This is a genomic window from Paraflavitalea speifideaquila, from assembly GCF_032395985.1.
GTDB lineage: Bacteria > Bacteroidota > Bacteroidia > Chitinophagales > Chitinophagaceae > Paraflavitalea > Paraflavitalea speifideaquila.
Genome location: NZ_CP135920.1, coordinates 4233457 through 4252980, shown reverse-complemented (window position 1 = coordinate 4252980; position 19524 = coordinate 4233457). Strand labels below are relative to the sequence as shown.

At 45.9% G+C, this 19524-nt stretch carries 25 protein-coding genes and 1 pseudogene; 10 read left to right on the top strand and 16 right to left on the bottom strand.

Annotation, left to right across the window (positions count from 1 at the left end):
* Positions 1–74 precede the first annotated feature (74 nt).
* The 6 genes from RS881_RS29085 (at position 75) to RS881_RS29060 (ending at position 3894) form a co-directional block, all read left to right on the top strand.
* A complete protein-coding gene (locus RS881_RS29085; RefSeq protein WP_315824326.1) occupies positions 75–755 on the top strand; it encodes a gluconate 2-dehydrogenase subunit 3 family protein in 681 nt (226 codons plus the stop codon).
* Positions 756–894: 139 nt separating this feature from the next.
* Positions 895–1260, top strand: coding sequence for a hypothetical protein (locus RS881_RS29080; protein WP_315824325.1), 366 nt, complete (start codon positions 895–897; stop codon positions 1258–1260).
* Between the two features lie 271 nt (positions 1261–1531).
* Positions 1532–1837: a hypothetical protein gene (locus RS881_RS29075; RefSeq protein ID WP_315824324.1), complete on the top strand. Its 306-nt coding sequence runs from the start codon at positions 1532–1534 to the stop codon at positions 1835–1837.
* 299 nt (positions 1838–2136) lie between these two features.
* Entirely contained in the window at positions 2137–2727 is a 591-nt protein-coding gene (locus tag RS881_RS61760; protein ID WP_315824323.1) for a GTPase, read from the top strand.
* Positions 2715–3233, top strand: a complete 519-nt coding sequence (locus RS881_RS61755) for a DUF933 domain-containing protein (RefSeq protein ID WP_315824322.1) — start codon at positions 2715–2717, stop codon at positions 3231–3233. Before RS881_RS61760 ends, RS881_RS61755 begins: the two co-directional genes overlap by 13 nt.
* Before the next feature lie 256 nt (positions 3234–3489).
* Positions 3490–3894 carry a hypothetical protein gene (locus RS881_RS29060; protein WP_315824321.1) on the top strand — a complete coding sequence of 135 codons (405 nt, stop codon included), beginning with the start codon at positions 3490–3492 and terminating at the stop codon, positions 3892–3894.
* A 243-nt stretch (positions 3895–4137) separates the two neighbouring features.
* On the opposite strand, the gene cls is transcribed toward RS881_RS29060, so the two are convergent.
* The 3 genes from cls to RS881_RS29045 are packed head-to-tail and all read right to left on the bottom strand — an operon-like array spanning position 4138 to position 6006.
* Entirely contained in the window at positions 4138–5016 is an 879-nt protein-coding gene (cls, locus tag RS881_RS29055; RefSeq protein WP_315824320.1) for a cardiolipin synthase, read from the bottom strand.
* Positions 4965–5594 (bottom strand): PLDc N-terminal domain-containing protein, encoded by a 630-nt coding sequence (locus tag RS881_RS29050; protein ID WP_315824319.1) that lies wholly within the window; start codon positions 5592–5594, stop codon positions 4965–4967. The genes cls and RS881_RS29050 overlap by 52 nt, the downstream gene beginning before the upstream one ends.
* 55 nt (positions 5595–5649) lie before the next feature.
* Positions 5650–6006 (bottom strand): DUF1016 N-terminal domain-containing protein, encoded by a 357-nt coding sequence (locus tag RS881_RS29045; protein ID WP_315824318.1) that lies wholly within the window; start codon positions 6004–6006, stop codon positions 5650–5652.
* Positions 6007–6336: 330 nt separating this feature from the next.
* Here RS881_RS29045 and RS881_RS29040 point away from each other — a divergent pair, with 330 nt between their 5' ends.
* Positions 6337–6759 carry a DoxX family protein gene (locus RS881_RS29040; RefSeq protein ID WP_315824317.1) on the top strand — a complete coding sequence of 141 codons (423 nt, stop codon included), beginning with the start codon at positions 6337–6339 and terminating at the stop codon, positions 6757–6759.
* Positions 6760–6797: 38 nt separating this feature from the next.
* Here RS881_RS29040 and RS881_RS29035 read toward each other — a convergent pair whose 3' ends face one another.
* From RS881_RS29035 to RS881_RS29015, 5 genes are read right to left on the bottom strand one after another with little or no spacing between them, the layout of a single operon-like run.
* A complete protein-coding gene (locus RS881_RS29035; protein ID WP_315824316.1) occupies positions 6798–7445 on the bottom strand; it encodes a toll/interleukin-1 receptor domain-containing protein in 648 nt (215 codons plus the stop codon).
* Positions 7442–7810, bottom strand: coding sequence for a hypothetical protein (locus RS881_RS29030; protein WP_315824315.1), 369 nt, complete (start codon positions 7808–7810; stop codon positions 7442–7444). Before RS881_RS29030 ends, RS881_RS29035 begins: the two co-directional genes overlap by 4 nt.
* Positions 7783–8466, bottom strand: coding sequence for a COR domain-containing protein (locus RS881_RS29025; protein ID WP_315824314.1), 684 nt, complete (start codon positions 8464–8466; stop codon positions 7783–7785). Before RS881_RS29025 ends, RS881_RS29030 begins: the two co-directional genes overlap by 28 nt.
* Positions 8463–8648: a P-loop NTPase family protein gene (locus tag RS881_RS29020; protein WP_315824313.1), complete on the bottom strand. Its 186-nt coding sequence runs from the start codon at positions 8646–8648 to the stop codon at positions 8463–8465. Before RS881_RS29020 ends, RS881_RS29025 begins: the two co-directional genes overlap by 4 nt.
* 11 nt (positions 8649–8659) lie before the next feature.
* Entirely contained in the window at positions 8660–10414 is a 1755-nt protein-coding gene (locus tag RS881_RS29015) for a leucine-rich repeat domain-containing protein (RefSeq protein ID WP_315824312.1), read from the bottom strand.
* A 494-nt stretch (positions 10415–10908) separates the two neighbouring features.
* On the opposite strand from RS881_RS29015, the gene RS881_RS29010 reads away from it, so the two are divergent.
* Positions 10909–11796: a hypothetical protein gene (locus RS881_RS29010; RefSeq protein ID WP_315824311.1), complete on the top strand. Its 888-nt coding sequence runs from the start codon at positions 10909–10911 to the stop codon at positions 11794–11796.
* Between the two features lie 136 nt (positions 11797–11932).
* Here the strand turns inward: RS881_RS29010 and RS881_RS29005 are convergent, their stop codons facing one another.
* From RS881_RS29005 to RS881_RS28995, 3 genes are read right to left on the bottom strand one after another with little or no spacing between them, the layout of a single operon-like run.
* Positions 11933–13951, bottom strand: coding sequence for a TonB-dependent receptor plug domain-containing protein (locus tag RS881_RS29005; protein ID WP_315824310.1), 2019 nt, complete (start codon positions 13949–13951; stop codon positions 11933–11935).
* Positions 13933–14478: a TonB-dependent receptor plug domain-containing protein gene (locus RS881_RS29000; protein WP_315824309.1), complete on the bottom strand. Its 546-nt coding sequence runs from the start codon at positions 14476–14478 to the stop codon at positions 13933–13935. Before RS881_RS29000 ends, RS881_RS29005 begins: the two co-directional genes overlap by 19 nt.
* Positions 14475–14879: a carboxypeptidase-like regulatory domain-containing protein gene (locus RS881_RS28995; protein WP_315824308.1), complete on the bottom strand. Its 405-nt coding sequence runs from the start codon at positions 14877–14879 to the stop codon at positions 14475–14477. Before RS881_RS28995 ends, RS881_RS29000 begins: the two co-directional genes overlap by 4 nt.
* A gap of 147 nt (positions 14880–15026) precedes the next feature.
* On the opposite strand from RS881_RS28995, the gene RS881_RS28990 reads away from it, so the two are divergent.
* The gene (locus tag RS881_RS28990) at positions 15027–15959 is read left to right on the top strand and encodes a phosphoribosylaminoimidazolesuccinocarboxamide synthase (protein ID WP_315824307.1); all 933 of its coding nucleotides are present in this window, start codon (positions 15027–15029) and stop codon (positions 15957–15959) included.
* Positions 15960–15975: 16 nt separating this feature from the next.
* Here RS881_RS28990 and RS881_RS28985 read toward each other — a convergent pair.
* From RS881_RS28985 to RS881_RS28970, 5 genes and pseudogenes are all read right to left on the bottom strand, one after another.
* Positions 15976–17069, bottom strand: a pseudogene (locus RS881_RS28985) (IS630 family transposase).
* 318 nt (positions 17070–17387) lie between these two features.
* Complete coding sequence (locus tag RS881_RS28980) at positions 17388–17711, bottom strand: hypothetical protein (protein ID WP_315824306.1); 324 nt, start codon at positions 17709–17711, stop codon at positions 17388–17390.
* Positions 17712–17713: 2 nt separating this feature from the next.
* Positions 17714–18265: an esterase/lipase family protein gene (locus RS881_RS28975; protein ID WP_315824305.1), complete on the bottom strand. Its 552-nt coding sequence runs from the start codon at positions 18263–18265 to the stop codon at positions 17714–17716.
* On the bottom strand, positions 18184–18465 hold the full coding sequence (locus RS881_RS61750) for a lipase-like domain-containing protein (protein ID WP_425476392.1): 282 nt from the start codon (positions 18463–18465) through the stop codon (positions 18184–18186). The genes RS881_RS28975 and RS881_RS61750 overlap by 82 nt, the downstream gene beginning before the upstream one ends.
* Positions 18396–18743 (bottom strand): hypothetical protein, encoded by a 348-nt coding sequence (locus RS881_RS28970; RefSeq protein ID WP_315824304.1) that lies wholly within the window; start codon positions 18741–18743, stop codon positions 18396–18398. The genes RS881_RS61750 and RS881_RS28970 overlap by 70 nt, the downstream gene beginning before the upstream one ends.
* 109 nt (positions 18744–18852) lie before the next feature.
* Here RS881_RS28970 and RS881_RS28965 point away from each other — a divergent pair, with 109 nt between their 5' ends.
* Entirely contained in the window at positions 18853–19512 is a 660-nt protein-coding gene (locus RS881_RS28965) for a lactonase family protein (protein WP_315824303.1), read from the top strand.
* Positions 19513–19524: the final 12 nt, after the last annotated feature.

Genomic DNA, 19524 nt, shown 5'->3' with positions numbered 1-19524 from the left:
GCCTACAGCATTTAGCATACAGCATTCGGAAGAAATTCAGGATCTTTTATTCAGAATCCAGCATATATACAATTATGGACAGAAGAAAATCCCTCAAAGCATTAGCATTAGGAACCCTTTCGGCGGGCGTACTGTTGGAAGCCTGCAATGATAGCGATGCGGATAAAAAAGCGGCGGAAGCCAAGGCCAAAGCCAGTGCTACCGGCTCCACGATCGACCGTATGAAGGAAGAGGAGGCACACTATAAGGCGGTTACTGCCGAAACCTTTTTCACCCCACAGGAAATGACTACCATTACCATCCTGGGCGATATCATCATCCCCAAAGATGAAGTGAGTGGCAGCGCTTCTGAGGCCAAGGTGCCCGAATTCATTGAATTTATTGTAAAAGATATGCCGCAACACCAGATCCCCATGCGGGGCGGCCTGCGCTGGTTGGACATGCAATGTCTTAAACGGTATGAAAAAGCCTTTAAGGACTGCGATCAGAAACAGCAAATGGAAATGGTGGACGAAATAGCCTGGCCTGCCAAAGCCAAGCCCGAAATGGCGCAAGGGGTCGCTTTCTTCAACCTGATCCGCAACCTCACCGCCACCGGTTTCTATACCTCCGAAATGGGTGTAAAAGATATTGGCTATGCCGGTAACAAGCCCAATAAATGGAATGGGGTGCCAGATGATGTTTTGAAACAATACGGCCTGGCTTACACAGATAAGGAATTAAAGGAATGCGTGAGCTACGATAACAAGCCCTAGCTACATCCTTTACCAATTACTTAATGATCCCGGTACACTGACTTTGTCCAGTTGCCGGGATCTTTGTTTTCACAATACTGAAACTGCGCCTTTCTTATTCGTATGTTAATAATATTCTCACCATTTTAGAAAATAAACGTTGCGTCGTACATTTGCAGCGCAACAGCAAGGATATAAACACAGCATATATTTATTGGTCATGTTTATGAAGCGGAATTGGACAAAATATATCATTGGTTATTTTCTTATCACTGCGTTCCTGTGCAATGACATTGTGCCGGAACTGATGATCCTGACAGGCCGCGTTTCCCATTCAATAGTGAATGAAACAATGGCCGTCCAGGAGGATGCGAATACCGAAAGAAGTACAGAAGAAGCACAAGGCGACGCTAGAACCGACTACCTGCCCTGTGCTCATTCATCTGACTATATACACCAGGCACCGCTATTTTTGTTGCCGATTATGTTATTCCCAGCAATATTGCCTACCGGCAAGCTGTGGTAATACCAGTGCCTACTCCCCCACCCGATGTAACTATTATTTAATCTGTTTCCAAAGGAGCCATCCCTGTTCCCTTGTTTGCCGGTAATACCCGCATTACCGTGGTATCTTTTTATCTTTAAAAAGCTATGTATGTTTACTAAAACTCAATATATCCTAAAAACATTATTTTTTCTTTCCTGCTTTTAGCTGTTACAGTTGCCATTGGCCAGGAAAACAATCCGGGTGTGGTGCAAAGAAAGTAGCGGCTATTGAACATCCCGTTCAAAGCCTGGTGCAATTAGAACCAGGGGTTTTTGAATACGATCAACAGCAATCCAAACAATTGAAATTGCCCCAGGGCAAGCATTATGGTTTTACCATTGCTGAAATAGAAGCTGTTTTCCCGGAGTTAATAAAGCGTACTACCCATACTTATCTATTTGGGAAAAACACCTACCGTACGGCTACCGTCAAAACGGTGAATATGGAAAGCCTGATCCCCATATTGGTAGCCTCTGTAAAACAGCAACAGGTCGAAATTGAACAATTAAAAAAAGAGCTGCAGGAGCTGAAGAAGCCGGTAGCCCTTGCTAAATAGTGGCAGACGGTTTGGCGACCAGTAAAACAGGTCTGCTTATTTTCGAGACCCCTAGTGCTGCTGCATCAGCGCCTGGGGGCTCGTTCTTTGGGGCATTCCCTTGCCCGGCCTCCTTTACCGTGCCATTTCCCGCAGACTGGCCTGGCAAAGCTGGCATTCCCTAACCGGTTTACACTCAATTGACTCCATACAAATGGACCAAGGCCTATTTAAGCGTTTCTATATCCCTGTTTCAGCTTATCTTTGCGCGCCTAAAGGTAGGCTGCAGGTAGCAGCCGATCATAGAAAATCAATACAATATGGCTTTACAAGCAGGCATCGTAGGACTACCGAACGTAGGAAAATCAACACTGTTCAATGCGGTGAGCAATAGTGCCAAGGCACAGGCCAGCAATTACCGTTTTTGTACCATCGAACCCAATGTAGGCCTGGTGGATGTACCCGATGCCCGGCTCAATAAGCTGGCCGAATTGGTAATCCCCAATCGCATCGTACCTACTCAGATAGAGATCGTAGACATTGCCGGCCTGGTACGTGGCGCCAGCAAGGGAGAAGGATTGGGCAACCAGTTCCTGGGTAATATCCGCGAAGTGGATGCCATTATCCATGTGATCCGTTGTTTTGAAGACGAAAATGTACTCCGCGATGAAGGGGCCATCAATCCCATCAGCGATAAGGAGATCATCGATACTGAACTGCAGTTAAAAGACCTGGACAGTGTAGAACGCAAAATTGGGCGTGTAGAGAAAGCCGCCCGGGTTGATCCCAAAATGAAGGCCGAACTGGATGTGCTGGTACGTTGTAAAAACCACCTGCAACAAGGTAAGAGCATCCGTGCGCTGGACCTCTCAAAGAAGAGCGTGCCGCTATTGCCGATATGTTCCTGCTAACAGAAAAGCCGGTACTGTACGTAGCCAATGTAGACGAACCCTCTATGCACACGGGTAACAAATACTCTGAAGCACTGGCCAAAGCCGCTAAGGAAGAAGGTGCCCAGATCATTGTAATGAACAACAATATCGAAGCACAGATTGCCGAAATGGAAGATCCTGCCGACCGTCAGTTGTTTATGGAAGAATATAAGATGACGGAACCAGCCCTGAATCGCCTCATCACCAGCGCTTATAAACTACTCAACCTGTATACCTATTTCACTGCCGGTGTACAGGAAGTACGTGCCTGGACCATCCATGAAGGTTGGAAAGCGCCACAGGCTGCCGGTGTGATCCATACCGATTTTGAAAAAGGATTCATCAAGGCCGAGGTAATTGCCTATACTGATTTTGTACAGTTTGGTTCAGAAGCGGCTGCACGCGAAGTAGGTAAGCTGCGCATTGAAGGCAAAGAATATGTGGTGAAGGATGGTGATGTCATGCATTTCAGGTTCAACGTATAACTGTCTGAACCTGGATTTGTGGTATTTAATGGAATAAGAAGCGCAAAGTGAATAAAACGATTAAGGGGTTTAGCTGAATTGTCAAAGACAAGGTGCTAAGCCCCTTCTTTTTTGTACGCTACTCAGGCGTCAGGTACAGGCTTCAACAGACAGCCTAAGAAACAACATAAATAAGAAACTCATCCAGCTAAATCAACAGGTATATAAGGCCCGGACGCTGGCTGTGCTAAAGCGTATAGAAATAGAAAGCTGTACCTTGCAATCTCATGGAATCAACATTTTCGATAGTACTCCTCTGCGAATCGCCCCACCGGCCTCCCTATCCCATAAAGTGACGGATTACCTCGTTCAATTCATAACTGATGAATTGCTGGTGCCCAACAACATTATCCTGAATGGTGAATGGAATATTGAACTGGCCATGATGTTGATGCCGGTCGATACATTTGGCCCGCACCAGGTAGATATTTATGAAGCCGATAGGCAGGATGCTATTAAACTAAAGTCCTACCCCATTGCGATACCATTAGATACGATCACACAATCGGAAAAACCTTACCTGAAGACCATTGAACTCCTGTATGAAGGATTGTTCCGCTTCTTCCCTTCCTTTTATAAGCAGGTGCATGCCCATGATATGCAGGACCTCTGGGAAAAATAGATTTCGACTATTTATTTTCACTGCCCTATCCTGCCGATAGCGCAGAACAGCCATATATACAAGGCTAATACCAGTCGCACTCCGTGGAATGCCTGTGAAACCAGGAAAAATGGAGTGTTCCACGGGGAACCACAATACAGACATGCGTTTCACGTTACACCAACCAACTTGATATTAGTCAAATTTGCCACTGATTACGAAACCTTCAAACAATAAAACACGGGCTTATGCGTTAACAGGCAGCTACAACATGGGCGCTACCAAACGGGCTGTTTTTTCAGCCATCTCATAATACCAGGCGCGGTCATCCCAGGCAATGGGGTCAATTTTTTCGGCGCCTTTCAGGTCTTCATAAAAATTATTACGCAGTTCGCGGGCTATTTCCTGGTCATATACAATGGCATTTACTTCAAAGTTGAGGTCAAAGCTCCGGTAATCCATATTGGCGGTACCTACAATGGCTACCTTACTATCGGTAACCATGGTTTTGGCATGTACAAAACCTTTCTGGTAACGGTAGATCTCCACTCCTGCTTTCAGCAAATCGCCATAATACGAGCGGGCGGCGGTATTTACAAATACCGAATCAGAAATACCGGGCACCAGCAGTTTTACCTGGAGGCCGCTCAAGGCCGACACGATCAATGCTTCCTGGATGCTTTCACCGGGAATAAAATAAGGCGTAGTGATGAGTATCTCTTTCTGGGCCAGGTAGATGGCCTGCAACAGGGCAAACAGTATCGTGGGCCTGTCTGAATCCGGACCACTGGCAGCCATCTGCACCAGTTTATTACCCTTGCCCGACATGACATGGGCTTTGGGGAAGAAGCCAAAATCCGGTTCCAGGTGGTCATTGGCGCAGAAGTTCCAATCGGCCAGGAATAGGTATTGCAGGAAATGTACGCCCGTACCTTCAATGCGCAGGTGCGTATCGCGCCAGAATAGTTTTTGGGGATCCTGGGTGTTATTAATATACTTATCACTGACATTGATACCACCCACAAAACCTACTTCACCATCCACAACGATGATCTTGCGGTGATTGCGGTAATTGAGGCGGTTGGCCAGGGCTATGAAGATGATCTTGTGGAAGGGGAATACCTGTACGCCTCCGGCACGCAATCTTTTACCATCTTTTTGCGTATGGTGCGACTGCCAAAATCGTCATATATAAAACGCACCGTTACCCCTGCTGCTGCTTTTTTGATAAGCAATTGCTCAATGGCCTGACCTATTTCATCATCTTCATAGATATAGTACTCAATATGGATATGGTGTTTTGCCTGTTCCAGGGCTTTTAATACTTCGGGAAACTTCTGTTCACCATTCACCAATACCTTTACCGAATTGTTGGCCGTTAAAGGACTCATATTGTCTTTCAGCAGCAGGCGTGCCAGTTCACGGTTATTGCCGATGGCCGGGTTGTTTCTTTCGAGGTTGTGCATCGAATACTGAAAGATCTCATCATATACTTTCTTTTCAAGATTGTTGTCCCTGATCAGCTTTTTGTTGTAGATCTTTCGCTTGCGGTAATTGATCCCAAAAGAGAAATAGATGAAGATACCGGCAATGGGAATAAAGATCACCAGTAGCATATAGGCTACTGTTTTGGTGGTGCTGCGGGTATCATAGATGATGCGCAGGCATACCAGCACCACCACGATGATATATATGATTTCGTACGCGAATAACCAGTTCATAAGCATTTCCGTTACCTGGTAAAATCCTGGTAATGCGCCGCTAAGGTAACTTAATTTACTTGTTGCTGATTAGTCTGTGGGGCGGTAGCTTATTGATCAGCGCTTCCTCCAGCTCAAATTCATAAAAGGCATGATTAGGTTTCAGGTCAAGGAAATTCAGCAAATAAGGATCCTTAATAATATCCCTTGGCTGTATAGCCTCCTTTTTAGATTCGGCTTCCTGCCTCACAGCAGGCCTCTTGTCCACGCCGCTCAGGAGCATTCTTTCATAATAAAGATTGTTGATCTGTTTTTCAAGGGTACGGGTATTCCACTTACAGGCAATTGTTTCAGTTATATAAAATTGCCGGGCATCCTCTTTTTCCAGTTTTAGTAACAGGCGATAATGCGTCCAGTTTAATTGGTCACGCAATGCGTGACTTTTTCAAATGCCCGATAGAACTGGCGCATGTACTTCAGGTTGGTAGTAGTGAATCCTGTACCATATTGATTTTGAAGCCTTAATAAAGTTAAAAGTTGATGATGTTGTTGCCTGTGCTAGTTTGACCCTATGAATTGTATGGCAGTGGTTAGAGTGAGATTGGTTGGCTAATTTAGGAAAGCACTTTGTAATTACAATAATTAATAATTCACCGTTATTTCTCTAATTATACATCACGTCGCAGATACCCCTTGTAATGACAGAAGTCCCCCTTCCATGATACAAGCAGTATATAGTTTTGTGTTCTCAAAATAACAAGTCATGAAAACAACAAACATTCTCTATTGGATCTTCACCAGCCTCTTTGGTGCTTTTATGTTGCTCTCTGCCATTCCTGATATCTTCAGTCATCCCGTGGCTGTGCAGGGTATGCACACTGAATTAGGTTATCCCTTATACTTTATTCCTTTTATCGGAGTGGCCAAAACACTGGGTGTTATCGCTATTTTGTTACCCGGTTTTCCCCGTATTAAAGAGTGGGCTTATGCAGGATTGGGGTTTGACCTCATGGGTGCTACCTATTCCATATTCGCCATCGGAAAACCCGACTGGATGTACATGCTGCTCTTTGTCGCTTTCTTTTTCGTATCCTATTATTTATACCATAGAAGAAAGAAGGCGCTGGCACAGGCCAAAGGGGCGCCCTGTACCGAAGCGATATTGGTAACCAGCGCTATGGCCTGATCAGCGAAATATGGTAGAACGATGTAGTTAATAATCGTCTATAGATATTTCTTTAGTTGATTAATCACGTCTACAAAACCGTCCTGCTTGTTTGGCCATTTCTTGATGGGCTTAGCATCTTTGGGAAAGGCCTGGAATTTCCCCAGCCATAAATAAAGCTCTTTGCGTTCAACCGGATGTAATGCCTTTTCCTCCCTGGTTATGGGTTGTAATTCCCAGGCACAGGCATCGCAGATAACGGGGAATATAATAGCTTTCCCTGCTTTGAAACGGGCATAGGCGGTTGTGATTTCTTTGGAACTGATATAGGTTGAACTCAGGAAATTCCGGGTGATCAACAATAAAAAGATATCCGCTTCCTGCATGGCAGCTTCTATCTGTGGGTCCCAAAGGCCAGTTTCAATTTGCCTGTCAGTCCAATCTCCGATCAGTTCCTGGTTACGTAATGTAGCAAGGTTTTCAACCAATTGATCTTTCCATTTCTCGTCCTTATGCGCATAGGAGATAAATAGCTTTTTTCCTGACCCGGGTTTGTAGGGTTCCAGGGCTTTATCTAAACCAAATTGTATTTTTGTAGCCCGCGGTATTTCTGCTTTTCCTGAAAAAATACCCTCCAATAATTCCCGGATATTTATTGGTGCAAATGGCGGCTCCTTGCATTCAATCGTGTCTTTTCCAAACGTCATCCTTTTAGTAAATCATCATAATTATATAAGGTTTTGTCCTTACTGTTATTACAGGTGGCACAGTTGCAGGGGATCATTTTGTACCACTTGCTCTTGGGTGATTTGTCATCCACATCAATCTGCCTAAAATAATCCTTGTTCAATTCATCCAATACATGGGTAATCTTACTCAATAGTTCTTTGGAAAAATGGCCTTGTATGCGGATGTTCAGTTGTTTATTATCCCAAGCTTCTGTTATTTCAGCATAAGTATGGGGGCAACCCATTGAATTACCGTCGATCTTTACCCCCGTTTTCCACACCCATTGCTGGTTATGCTCCTTATAAATATAGTCGTTTAACCGTACGATGAAGCGGGTAAGCAACCCCTGGGCATAAAATCGTACCGGTATTGAAGAGGTAGATCGTCTTTGGGTTGCCAACTATAGACTGCTGGTGCTGAATCTGGCAGCATTTCGGGCACGATATAAGCGCAGGGGTTTACATTATTTACCTGGTAACACAGTTCAAATTGCATCATTAAGCCTAGTAGCTTATAGTGCACGTCCAGACCATAACCCTTGGCTTTCCATATACCTGCAAGGTCATGATGGGTAAAACGGCCATTATTTGACTTTACAGTTTCATTGTCCAATACTGCAAAAACCGCATCGGTGGCCCAGGTATTTTGCAGAACAATGAAATCGCCCAAAGCAGGAAAATCCTGGAAATGCAGGAATACCCCCAGGTCATGAAAGATACGGCTAAGCTCCAACTGTCTTTCTTCCTCAACAACCTCAAATTGATCGCAGATTGTTTTATACTTAGAAAGACTAATATAGGCCTCCTCCTGAGAAAACGTCTGCAAGGCTTCCCTGATCTTTACCCAGTTCTTTGGCATGGGGAAACCTACCAGGGGTAAACGCCTAAGCTCGGTTTCTATATCCTGTTTTAAGATGCTAAAGTCATTCTCGCGTTTTGCATTGTAGCTATTGGTTTCAGGAATCAAGGCATTCAGGTCTACATTGTATTCGTTCTTCAAAAGCTAAAGCGCCCCTTTTTTTGCTGTATATCCAGGTTCACTGTCCGCTGATTCTTTTCATTTTTTACCAGCAGGAGCGGACTATGGCCGCCCAACAGCTCAATAGCATGCAGCCAGTAGTTGACCGTAGTATCATCATTACCAATACTATCCTTACCCGTATCCATCACCAATACATACAAGGAGCGGTGTGTTAAAAAAACTGGTGCGTGGTTTGGTAGATCTGTTGCCCGCCAAAATCCCAGATATTATAATAAAACTTTCGTGGATTGCCTTCCACGTCCCTGATATCAAATTCGAGACGTTGTATGTCGATACCCCGGGTAGTTTTATCTTCTTCTGGTAGCGCAGCCAGGCTATCAAACAATTTAATACGAAGCGACGTTTTGCCAGCCCTGGGCTGTCCTACTATCAGGAGTTTTGCTTCATACAGGTAATCGGCACCTTGTTTTTCCAGGTCAGCAAAATAGCTAATGACGGCCTCATTTCCCTGGCGTACGATTTCTATCGGTGGGGCGATCAGTGGGTTACCAGCTACATTTATTCGCCCTTCGTATTTTAGGTCATCTTCCTTTGCAACTATTTTTAAGGGCAACTGTTCTCTACACAATAACTGCAGGAGGGGTTTAATATCTTGTATCTCATTTCGGGTCAATGATAAAACGTTCAAATTTACCAGGTGATCCAATCCTTTGATCTCGGTTAGTTGATTGCCACTAAGGCCTAAACTATGTAACCCGGTCAGGGTTGCCAATCCTTTGATCTCGGTTAGTTGATTATTAAGAATGTTTAATTCCTGTAAACCAGTTAAGCTTTCCAATCCTTTGATCTCGGTTAGTTGATTGCTTCCTAGGTCTAAATACCGTAAACTGGTCAGGAACTCCAATCCCTTGATTTCGGTAAGATGATTGCCACCAAGGTCTAAAATTTGTAACCCAGTCAGGGTAGCCAATCCTTTGATCTCGGTTAGTTCATTGCCATTAAGAGTTAAAGTCTGTAAACCGGTCAGGAGCCTCAATTCTTTGATTTCGGTTAGTTGATTGCCATTAAGTTCTAAACTTTGTAAACCGGTCAGGGTTGCCAATCCTTTGATCTCGGTTAGTTCATTGCCATTAAGAGCTAAAGTCTGTAAGCCGGTCAAGAACTCCAATCCTTTGATCTCGGTTAGTTGATTGCCAATAAGAGCTAAAGTCTGTAAGCCGGTCAGAAACTCCAATCCTTTGATCTCGGTTAGTGGATTACTACTAAGGTCTAATATCTGCAAACTGGTCAAAGTAGTCAACCCTTTGATCTCGGTTAGTTGATTTCTACCAAGGTACAATTTTTGCAAACTGGTCAGGGTAGCCAATCCTTTGATCTCGGTTAGTTGATTGACACCAAGGTCTAAACTTTGTAAACCTGTCAGGAGTTCCAGTCCTTTGATCTCCGTTAGTTGATTATAGCCAAGAGATAATTCTTTCAAATTGATCAGGGCCTCCAACCCTGATATCTCTGCAATTTTATTTCCAGCCAAGTACAGGATTTCTAAAGCACACAATTCTCTTAACCCATTAATGGTAGAGATGTTATTACCATTAAGGTTTAATGCACGCAGTTTGGGCAAAGGCAACAAAGGGATATGGTCAATGCGCAGACCAGATTCGCCATCCCCGGCAATTATTAATGTAGTAAGATTCACCAATGCCGTTACGGCGGCAGGGATGGCTGTAAATTTATTCTTGCCCTTACCTTGCGCCCCATTCTGACTTACTGCAAAATCTTCTGTACGAAAATCCACCCATTCATTGCTCAATACCAGGCTTTCCAAATGCACGCATTTTCTTAATGCCTCATCCAATGGGCCGTCCACTATAAAATCCTGGTCACTCAATCTACAATACCCCAAATCCAAATAAGGATTCTTCGTTTCATAACATTCTTTAACCAGCTTAAGTGCCAACTTACTCATAATAGTTCTTTTGGTGTACGACATCGTATACCTACTGAAGATAGTAGAATCTTTCATTTTGCACAAAACACCCTATCCCCATTTGATAAACCTCAACACAATGGGTGAATTCACCCACCCTACCCCGAAAGCACCAGGGTACACACTACACATTTGAAGGCCTCCCGGAAGGTTTCTCTTTCCCCTACTTCCAGGAAACCGGGCTGCAATTTCCATCTTTCCACTCCCACTGCCCGGTTACGGGCATCCCTATGCTACAAGTATGCAATATTGTGGATTGGTACAATCCAGGAATATAGATATTCCGTATATACTACGTATACAATAGTTAGATGTTCCGTATATGATCCGTACTTATAAAAGACGTAATATCTACGTATTGTGTAGTGGTTAAATAGCTGGTTTATACGTTATATAGTAGAATTTGGAAGCCTTGGTGAATACACCTGCAGGGCTTCATCTATGGAATTGCTTACCTCTTAAATCAATGATGTATGGCTAAAGTACTGGCCGGCCCGGGCGCCGGATTTCAAGGGTCTATTGACGGCCTCTCCTTTTATAAGATCAAGGGACTGGAAGGCACGTATGTACGCAAGAAAGGCGGCCCCTCCAGGGAGCAATACAATCAGGCGCCGGGCATGATCAACACCCGCCGTGGCTGCACGGAATTTGGCGGCCGGGCCACCGCTTCCAAATGGATCATGCGGGCCCTTAAACGGCATAAGCCACTGGCCGATCACAATATTGCCGGGCCACTCAATGCCCTGCTACGATCCATACAGGCATTGGATGGGGAACATTCATGGGGACAACGCAGTGTATGCTTATCAGCCAATCCGCAGATATTAAAGGGTTTCTCACTCAACCGGAATAATCACTTTGATACCACCATCAGGTATCCAATTGAGTATGTGCTGGACAAAGAGATGGGCGCAGCCAGTGTAGATCTGCCTGCCTTAATACCAGGCATCAACTTTTTTGCGCCGGAAAAATACCCCTGGTTCAGTATTATTATTTCTCTGGGTATTGTACCCGATATCGTTTTCACCAAAAACCATGAACCACTACAGACCAAATATGACGCCTTTACTGACCCCGAAGCCAAGTCTAATATTTGTAAATACGGCTATACGGATAAATGGTATGCACTTATTGATTCCTTTCCCGTTACCTATATCACCACCTGGCAACCGGTAAAAAAAGGAATGGCCGCCACTACATTAGAATTGGTCCACCCATTTCTGACGCCACCGTTAAGTCCACCAGATGAGCATTTTTCGCTGGTATTGTCAATTGGCATTGGTTATGGCATCCAGGTTGATGCCGATACCATTCAGCAGGCGCCCTATGCAGGAGCCGCTAAAGTGCTGGCAGTTGTCTGAACCATGATTTATTGGATTGAAAGGATTTTCAGGACATGAATTGCCTATAAAAGTAAAAGCCCGCCGAATGGCGGGCATTTACTTTTATAACAGATCGTATTTAGTCCTTACAGCTGATTAATCCATTCATCTGCGATTAGAAGACATTGTAAGCAAAAGACACATAGTAGATACCACCCACATAAGGATTGCCCAATGCACTGTAGTAGTATTTATTCAGCAGGTTGGAAGCGCCCAGTTTTACCAGGCTGCGTATCTTCTGGAACTTATAACTTACTTGTCCATCGAGGGTGCCGAAAGAAGGAATAGGACCAGCAGCAAAAGTACCTTCCCAATCTACACCATCCTGCCACCTGTACACGAAGTTAAAGCCCCAGGGGCCTTTATTGATACCATCGCTACCCAGGCCAATATTGAAACGCACTTTGGGTGTATTAAAAAAAGTGGTGAGGCCGGCAGGTACATCACGCAACTGATCGCCCGATACATTGGCCCTGGCGCTATAGCTTCCTAAGAAACGGTATTCGGCCCCAATACCCCAACCAATGGCTTTTACATTGTTGGTGGAATTTTCGGGATAGGAATAGTTTTCGGTAGTAAGGGGGTTGGCTACATTGACAGGGGTACCCACGGTTTGCCTACCCACAGCCCGGCGGCCTATAAAGTCCTTGTATTCGCAATAGTAAACATAAGCATCCACCAACAGGTTTTTCATGGGCAGGCCACGATAACCAAACTCATAAGAATTGGCTGTTTCGGGTTTCAGCTCTTTGAAGGAGGCCTGTTGCAGCAAAGTTGGATTGGGCGCACCGGCGGCAACAGAGCCACGGAAGGCACCAATACTTTCAGCAGTGAATACCGGTTTTGTATTAAAGCTATATAGTTGTTGGAATAAGGGCAGGCCACCAATCAGTTTGGCGCCAGGCACATTGAGGTTGATGTACTGATCCTGTGTGGACGGGAAACGATAAGCGGTTTGGAATGACAAACGCAGGTTATTGTCTTTCGCTACACTGATCAGGGCTGTCACCCGGGGTGTAAACCGTCCTTTGAAGTTCTCATTTTTATCATAACGGCCAGAGGCGGTTAATTTAAGAACATCGTTGAACAGGCGTTTTTGCAACTGGATATAACCACCATATTCATCTATATTGATCGCACCAGCAGTATCCACAAAGATGGTACCACGGGAATTGAGGTGGTAGATACGGTAATTGGCGCCCACCATTACTTCGACGATCCTGGTATAATCGCTCAGGTTCCACTGGCCTTCTACATGGTACAGGGCCGATTTATCGGCAAACTTGGCGCCACCGGCAGCGGCGGTCTTGTCGTTGATATTGGTATTGATGGCTGTATTGAGGGCATTTTCGAAAGCAGGTGTGCCAGGTACCAGTCTGCCCGTTTCGGCTGTGTTGCGGGCGGCGCCATGGGCCTGCGCATCGGGGAATACGGGCAGGAAACCTCCGGCCGGATTGGGGATGATACCCAGGCGCCCTGCGCCATAAGTACCGGTATACTGCTGAAACCAGGAAAGGTTGGGCTTCCACAGGTTATTTATTGCCAGGGCAGCTGTAGTGGCTGTATAGGAGTCGCCCGAGTTTTCCTGGGTGGTATAACCACGCAGGAACCAGTTTTTCCCTTTCATTTCAAGCTGGTATTGGCCCAGTTTAAAGTTTTTGAGTGAATAGCGGTCGGCACCGGTATATACGGTGGTACCGGTACCCCAATAGGCCAGCAGATTGAGGTCTATATTGTTGGTGACCTTATAATACAAGCCCGCATTGAGTTTTACGCTGAAAGCGTTATAATCTACCAGGTCCTTTTCATCATAACCGGTACGGCTTACCAATTGTCCTCCAAAAGTGCCTTTGTAGGGGTTATTGGCCACTGAACTGGTAGGTATGAGGAAGGGAAGAAATTGCGCAACCGGGGCAAAAGCCGGGTTGGCAGCAATTTGCTGGGCGGTAAATCCATTCTGCAGCATGAAATCAATGCCTGCCAGGGCAGGCGCTGCAGCCGGATTGGCGGCTACGGTAGCCCTGACCACCTGCGCCAGGGCATTCATGCTTACGCTGGCTTCATCGCCATATACGTTGATGCCATCATAATTGTTATCGGTCTGTCGGTTGCCATCTATGATCTTGCTAAGCACATTGTTACGGGCCAGGTTGCGGGCATCATTGGCCTGCCAGTCCTGGCCGGAGACAAACTGTCCGCCGATCTTAAAGGCAAATTTTTCGCTGACCTTTTACCCCAGCGGAAAGCCCAGTCATAATAGGGAGCGGTGGGCCGGGCATGGCTGTTTACATGCATGATGCCCTGTTTTACCTGGAAGCTGAGGCCCTGGTATTTGAAAGGGTTCTTGCTGGTCATCAGGAGCGTGCCGGTCATACCACCCGAACCATAGAGGGCGGAGGAGGCGCCTTGCAGCAACTCTATATTGTCAATATCCAGTTCGGTAGGGCCGGTAATGATGCCCACGGAAAAGTTGAGGGCGGGCGCCTGGTTGTCCATACCGTCCACCAGTTGGTTGAAACGGAGGTTACCACTGCCATTAAAGCCCCTGGTGCTAAGGGTATTGAAGGTTAGACTGGAAGTAGTCATATCAACCCCTTTATAGTTGGCCAGGCCCTGGTAAAAGCTGGGGGCAGCAGAAGCGCGTACATTGGCCGCACTCATGCGTTCAATAGATACAGGCGATTCAAGTATTTTTCAGCGTTACGACTGGCAGATACTACCACCTCCAAACCGAGCACGGGTGCAGGTACAAAATTGACCTCCACGGCATCGGCCGCATTGTTCACCGCTATTTCCTGTGATTCAAAACCAATGGAGCTGAATACGAGGGTTATGGGTGGACGTTGATTGGTGACCAATTTAAAGTGACCCCGCTCATCTGAAAAAGTACCTGTAGAAGACCCTTTCAATGTAACTGAAACGGCTGGCACCACATCTTTGTTGGCGCTGTTCCGGATAGTACCGGTAATGGTGTAAGTTTGAATTTGGGAATAAGTGTTGGCAGCAAAAAGCAATAGTACAAGGTTCAATAAAGCCGCCCTATAACGGTAGCTTCTTCTCATGATGGCAGTTTTTGTTTATGTATACTACTAATCTACGTATTGTAATTATTAAGTAAAAATTTAATTTTTGAACATCCAGGGCTTGATTGTGAATATCTCAGCCATTCTTTTTTTCTGCCATTTGACGGGCTGCTCTATATTCGCGCCATGAATGCCTACCAATTCCCCGGACAGACCCAATTTTACAAGGGTAAAGTGCGTGATGTATACACTATTCAGGATGAATGGCTGGTGATGGTCGCCTCCAACCGCATATCAGCATTTGATGTAATATTACCCCGACCCATACCCTATAAAGGGCAGGTATTGAACCAAATTGCGGCGTATATGCTGGAAGCTACCCGTGATATATGTCCCAACTGGTTACTGAAAGTGCCAGGGCCCAATGTATCGATTGGCCAGCGTTGTGAACCTTTCAAGATCGAAATGGTGGTACGGGGCAACCTGACAGGCCATGCCTGGCGTACCTATGCCAGCGGCAAAAGAACACTTTGCGGGGTAACCCTACCGGAAGGGATGCGCGAAAACGACTATTTCCCCACTCCCATTATCACCCCTTCTACCAAGGCCGAAGCCGGCCACGATGAAGATATTTCCAAAGAAGAGATCATTGCCCAGGGGCTGGCCACAGCGGCCGACTGGAAAATACTGGAACATTATACACTGGCCTTATTTGCAAGGGGCAAAGAAATTGCCGCCAAACAAGGCTTGCTACTGGTAGATACCAAGTATGAATTTGGCAGGATCAAAGATTCCATCTACCTCATGGATGAAATTCATACACCCGATTCATCCCGCTATTTCTATGCCGATGGATTTGAAGAACGCCAGGCCAAAGGTGAAAGGCAATTGCAACTGAGCAAGGAATTTGTACGGGAATGGTTGATCGCCAATAATTTCATGGGTAAAGAAGGACAAACGGTTCCTGAAATGACAGACGAATGGATCAATACCATTAGTCAACGTTATATTGAACTGTATGAAAAAGTGATCGGTCAGCAATTCGTACCGCAACAACTGGATGAAAAAGCCACTTATGAGGTAGTGGTGAATGCCTTGAAAGAGTTGGGAAAGGCCTAGTGTAGTGACAAATTAATTATGAAACGTAGTGTTTAGAAAGTTTTTATCTGCGTCCTGCTGTGTAAACTTCCATTCGATGTCACATTTATTACGATTGCGCTTTTGCTCCAGGCGTGGATGTCAGTGATCAATTTTTCTTTGATTCTATCCTGCCGCCGGTACACTGCCTATCCATAATATTGATTTCAATTTCTGCCATATTCAGCCAACTTGCATGTTTCGGGGTGTAAATAAATCTTATTCGCTTCAGTATCCGGGAAGCTTTTGATGCCCCATTGTTTCATAAAAGGAACGTTCAAAATGTGTATTTAAGTTGTCCACGACTAACTGTATGTAATCGGCTTTTGGAAAATGGTTGTTCAGCAGTTCTTCAACGAAGCAGGCAAAGTCCGCCTTTGTTCTTGTATCTGTTACCTTCACGATACGCTTTCCGGCTTTGGGTACAACTGCAACGAATATGTTACAGGTTCCTTTTCGCTTGTATTCGTAATCATACTTTTCCGGATTTCCGGGTTTGGCCGCTATCGGTGAACGGCTGTCCATTAATAACTGTTTACTTTTTCATCCAGGCAGATCACCGGGTGTTTATCGTCATATGGCTGCTTGTAAAGATCCAGGAGCCGGTACATTCGTTTACGATATTCCGGGGTTATCTCCTGAATGCACCACATCTTCCTTAACCAAGGCTTACATTCATTTTTTTAACACCAGCCGCACACTTTCGCGGCTGATCTGTTCAAAACCGGGTTTGGACCGGATCACTTCTGTGAGTAAACGTATTGTCCAACGCTTTCTGCCTGCAGGGCACGGACCACAGGCTAATGAGGCCAATTCAGCTTCATGATCGCTTGTATACTTCACCGGCTGACCTGTACGACTTTCTTCCTCAATGGCCGCCTCTATCCCTTGTTCCAGATAACGATTCTTTGTGCGCCAGACCGTGATACGGTCGACTCCCAGGAACTCCTCTATCTCTGACGCCTTCTTCCCTTTGTGAAGAAGCAATAGCACATTAATGCGGTTATATCTGCGCAACCCCAAATCCTTACCTTGCTTTTTAGACTCTAGAAAGGATAGTTCTTTCCGGTTAAGCTTTAAGGATAATGCCATATTAGTGTCGATTTAGAGCACTAATATACAAAATGTTTCATAATTAATTTGTCATTACACTAGTGGTGAAAGGCTACTTTGAGCGGTGAGCTGCGAGCAACGAATTTAAATAATACAACAGCCCTTGTTCCTGGAACAAGGGCTGTTGTCTGTAGCACACCGAAGATTTGTTGCAGAAGGAAAAGGTGGGCCACCGTGCCGCGCTGCTAAGCCGGGCAGCAGGGTGACTCACCTTAATTGAAAAGAGGTGACACCTTTCGTTTTCGTAGCAAGCGAAAGGTGTCACCTCTGTAGCCAAATAAATTATAAACGGCCAGTTTACTCCACAGCCGCCAATACATTGGCCAGGTTCAGGTAAAAGGGCCGCACATTATAGGGGATCAGGCCCATACCAATGATGGCAAAGTGATCATAGCCGTTATACATGCCGATATGATTCCACACGCCTTTTTCCAACGCAACGGGTGAATAGTCTTTGATCATACTGGTATTGGGGCCGCTCATGCCATACACATTGGCAGCGCCATCATTGGCCCACCATTTTGAATCGATCACCACCTTGCCCGGTTCATTTTGAATAAAATTGCCCAGGCCCATCATGAGCGGAAAGGGATAGGCCACTGGTATCAGGGCAGGAAACATGGTCAACCGGGGATATTCCCAACCGGTAAGCAGCCCTTTGACAGTATGTTTGGTACTGACGGAGAAGTAATACACATTCCGGGAATCGGGTTCGGCCTGGTTCCAGTCGCGCGCTGCTTCGGGGTTACATCATGTCCCGAATAATCATCGGTAGTCCATATCCTGCTGTTGGCTACCCGGCCGGTATAAGTCGCAAAACTTTCGCCTGGCTCTCTTTCCAGGTCCCACTGTTCCAGGTCAAAATCATATATGTTATCGGCTTCCAGGCTGGCGCCGGCCAATGCGGCCGCTGTAGTTACCAATCCCCTTACCACGGGTACATAATCGGGCAGTAGTTTATACGCCAGGGTAGCACCATTGTGGGGTGTACTGATGGTAGTAACAGAACGCACCCATCCTACTTTACCACCACTGAAAAGACCGGCATGATCAGCATCCTGCTGTTCGGCCAGGTCGCCTTTTTCCAGCAGGGTTAATAATTTCCGCACGGTAATGCCACCCATACTATGGCCCAGGAGGTGCACCGGATGATCGGCATCCCATTGGGGATACACACCGGGATAGTAACGGCTTTTTTCTGGTGATGGCCATAATGGTTGCTATGGAATTTACCATAATCAACATAACCGCCCTTGATATAGTAATACAAGTCTACGGCCCGGTCAAAATTGCTGCTGAACGGGCCTACAGCCGTGGCATACGCAGGAAAACCATTGTTAGTAAGGTATTGGGGATATTGTCTATCCCACCCCAGTAATTGAAGCCCAGTAGCTCGCCAGGGCCGAAACCTCCCAGGCCATGTACCAGGATGATGGGCATGGGAGCACTGTTGGCATCGCGCAGGCCCTGCCTGCCTGCGCTGGGAACAGCGATGGGCCGGTTGAGCGGCGTTACCGCTTCCTCCAGTACGGCCTCAGGTAAATTGCTGGCAGAGGAATTGGCAGGGGTTTGTTCATGGGCTGCCTTTTTACAGGCATTGGCCAGCAATAGGAGCAGCATGCCTGTGGCAAGTGTTTTACAGTACAGTTTCATTTTTGCAATGGTTTTAATGAGCTGGGGGATCGCCATTGGAATGCAATAGGTACGTAGCGCAGTATAGTCTGGATTTCCGTAGCAAGATTATATCATGTAATTTACGGGCATGAAAAGAATGCTCTTCAATTTGCTGTTTATGATCTTACCAGCATTGGCCATTAGCCAGGAATATTATTTGTTGATAGGCACCTATACGTCAGGGAAAAGCGAGGGTATCTATGTCTATAAATTCAATACGGCCACCGGCGATACGGCTTACGTGAGTAAAGTAGCAGCCAGCAATCCCAGCTACCTGGCCGTATCTAAAAATAAAAAATATGTTTATTCGGTATATGAGGATGGAGACGACAATGGCAGTGTAGCCGCTTTTTCTTTTAATAAGAAAGATGGTTCACTGAAGTTTTTGAACAAGCAGTCCAGTGGCGGAGATCATCCCTGTTATGTGGACATTGATGAATCGGGCAAATGGGTGGCAGTAGCCAATTACAGTGGGGGCAATTTCTCCTTACTGGCTGTGAGTCCGGATGGTTACCTGCGGGCAGCCGAGCGCACGGTTAAACATTCGGGCAGCGGCCCCGACAAACAGCGGCAGGATAAACCGCATGTACACAGTACTGTTTTTGATCCCAGCAACAAGTACCTGCTGGTGCAAGACCTGGGCATTGATAAGATCATGGTATATGCTTTTGACAACAAGCTGGGTGAACTGAAGGCGGCTAAGATCCTCCAACTCCACCCTGCCCGGAGCAGGCCCCCGCCATATTGATTTTCACCCCAA

What these genes read in the sequence shown, in the direction of transcription:
- RS881_RS29085 (WP_315824326.1), top strand. Translation starts at nt 75, where the DNA reads ATGGACAGAAGAAAATCCCTCAAAGCATTAGCATTAGGAACCCTTTCG.
- RS881_RS61760 (WP_315824323.1), top strand. Translation starts at nt 2,137, where the DNA reads ATGGCTTTACAAGCAGGCATCGTAGGACTACCGAACGTAGGAAAATCA.
- RS881_RS61755 (WP_315824322.1), top strand. Translation starts at nt 2,715, where the DNA reads ATGTTCCTGCTAACAGAAAAGCCGGTACTGTACGTAGCCAATGTAGAC.
- RS881_RS29050 (WP_315824319.1), bottom strand. Translation starts at nt 5,594, where the DNA reads ATGAACTGGTTATTCGCGTACGAAATCATATATATCATCGTGGTGGTG.
- RS881_RS29040 (WP_315824317.1), top strand. Translation starts at nt 6,337, where the DNA reads ATGAAAACAACAAACATTCTCTATTGGATCTTCACCAGCCTCTTTGGT.
- RS881_RS29035 (WP_315824316.1), bottom strand. Translation starts at nt 7,445, where the DNA reads ATGACGTTTGGAAAAGACACGATTGAATGCAAGGAGCCGCCATTTGCA.
- RS881_RS29015 (WP_315824312.1), bottom strand. Translation starts at nt 10,414, where the DNA reads ATGAGTAAGTTGGCACTTAAGCTGGTTAAAGAATGTTATGAAACGAAG.
- RS881_RS29010 (WP_315824311.1), top strand. Translation starts at nt 10,909, where the DNA reads ATGGCTAAAGTACTGGCCGGCCCGGGCGCCGGATTTCAAGGGTCTATT.
- RS881_RS29000 (WP_315824309.1), bottom strand. Translation starts at nt 14,478, where the DNA reads ATGAGTGCGGCCAATGTACGCGCTTCTGCTGCCCCCAGCTTTTACCAG.
- RS881_RS28995 (WP_315824308.1), bottom strand. Translation starts at nt 14,879, where the DNA reads ATGAGAAGAAGCTACCGTTATAGGGCGGCTTTATTGAACCTTGTACTA.
- RS881_RS28990 (WP_315824307.1), top strand. Translation starts at nt 15,027, where the DNA reads ATGAATGCCTACCAATTCCCCGGACAGACCCAATTTTACAAGGGTAAA.
- RS881_RS28980 (WP_315824306.1), bottom strand. Translation starts at nt 17,711, where the DNA reads ATGTTTCCTGCCCTGATACCAGTGGCCTATCCCTTTCCGCTCATGATG.
- RS881_RS28970 (WP_315824304.1), bottom strand. Translation starts at nt 18,743, where the DNA reads ATGAAACTGTACTGTAAAACACTTGCCACAGGCATGCTGCTCCTATTG.
- RS881_RS28965 (WP_315824303.1), top strand. Translation starts at nt 18,853, where the DNA reads ATGAAAAGAATGCTCTTCAATTTGCTGTTTATGATCTTACCAGCATTG.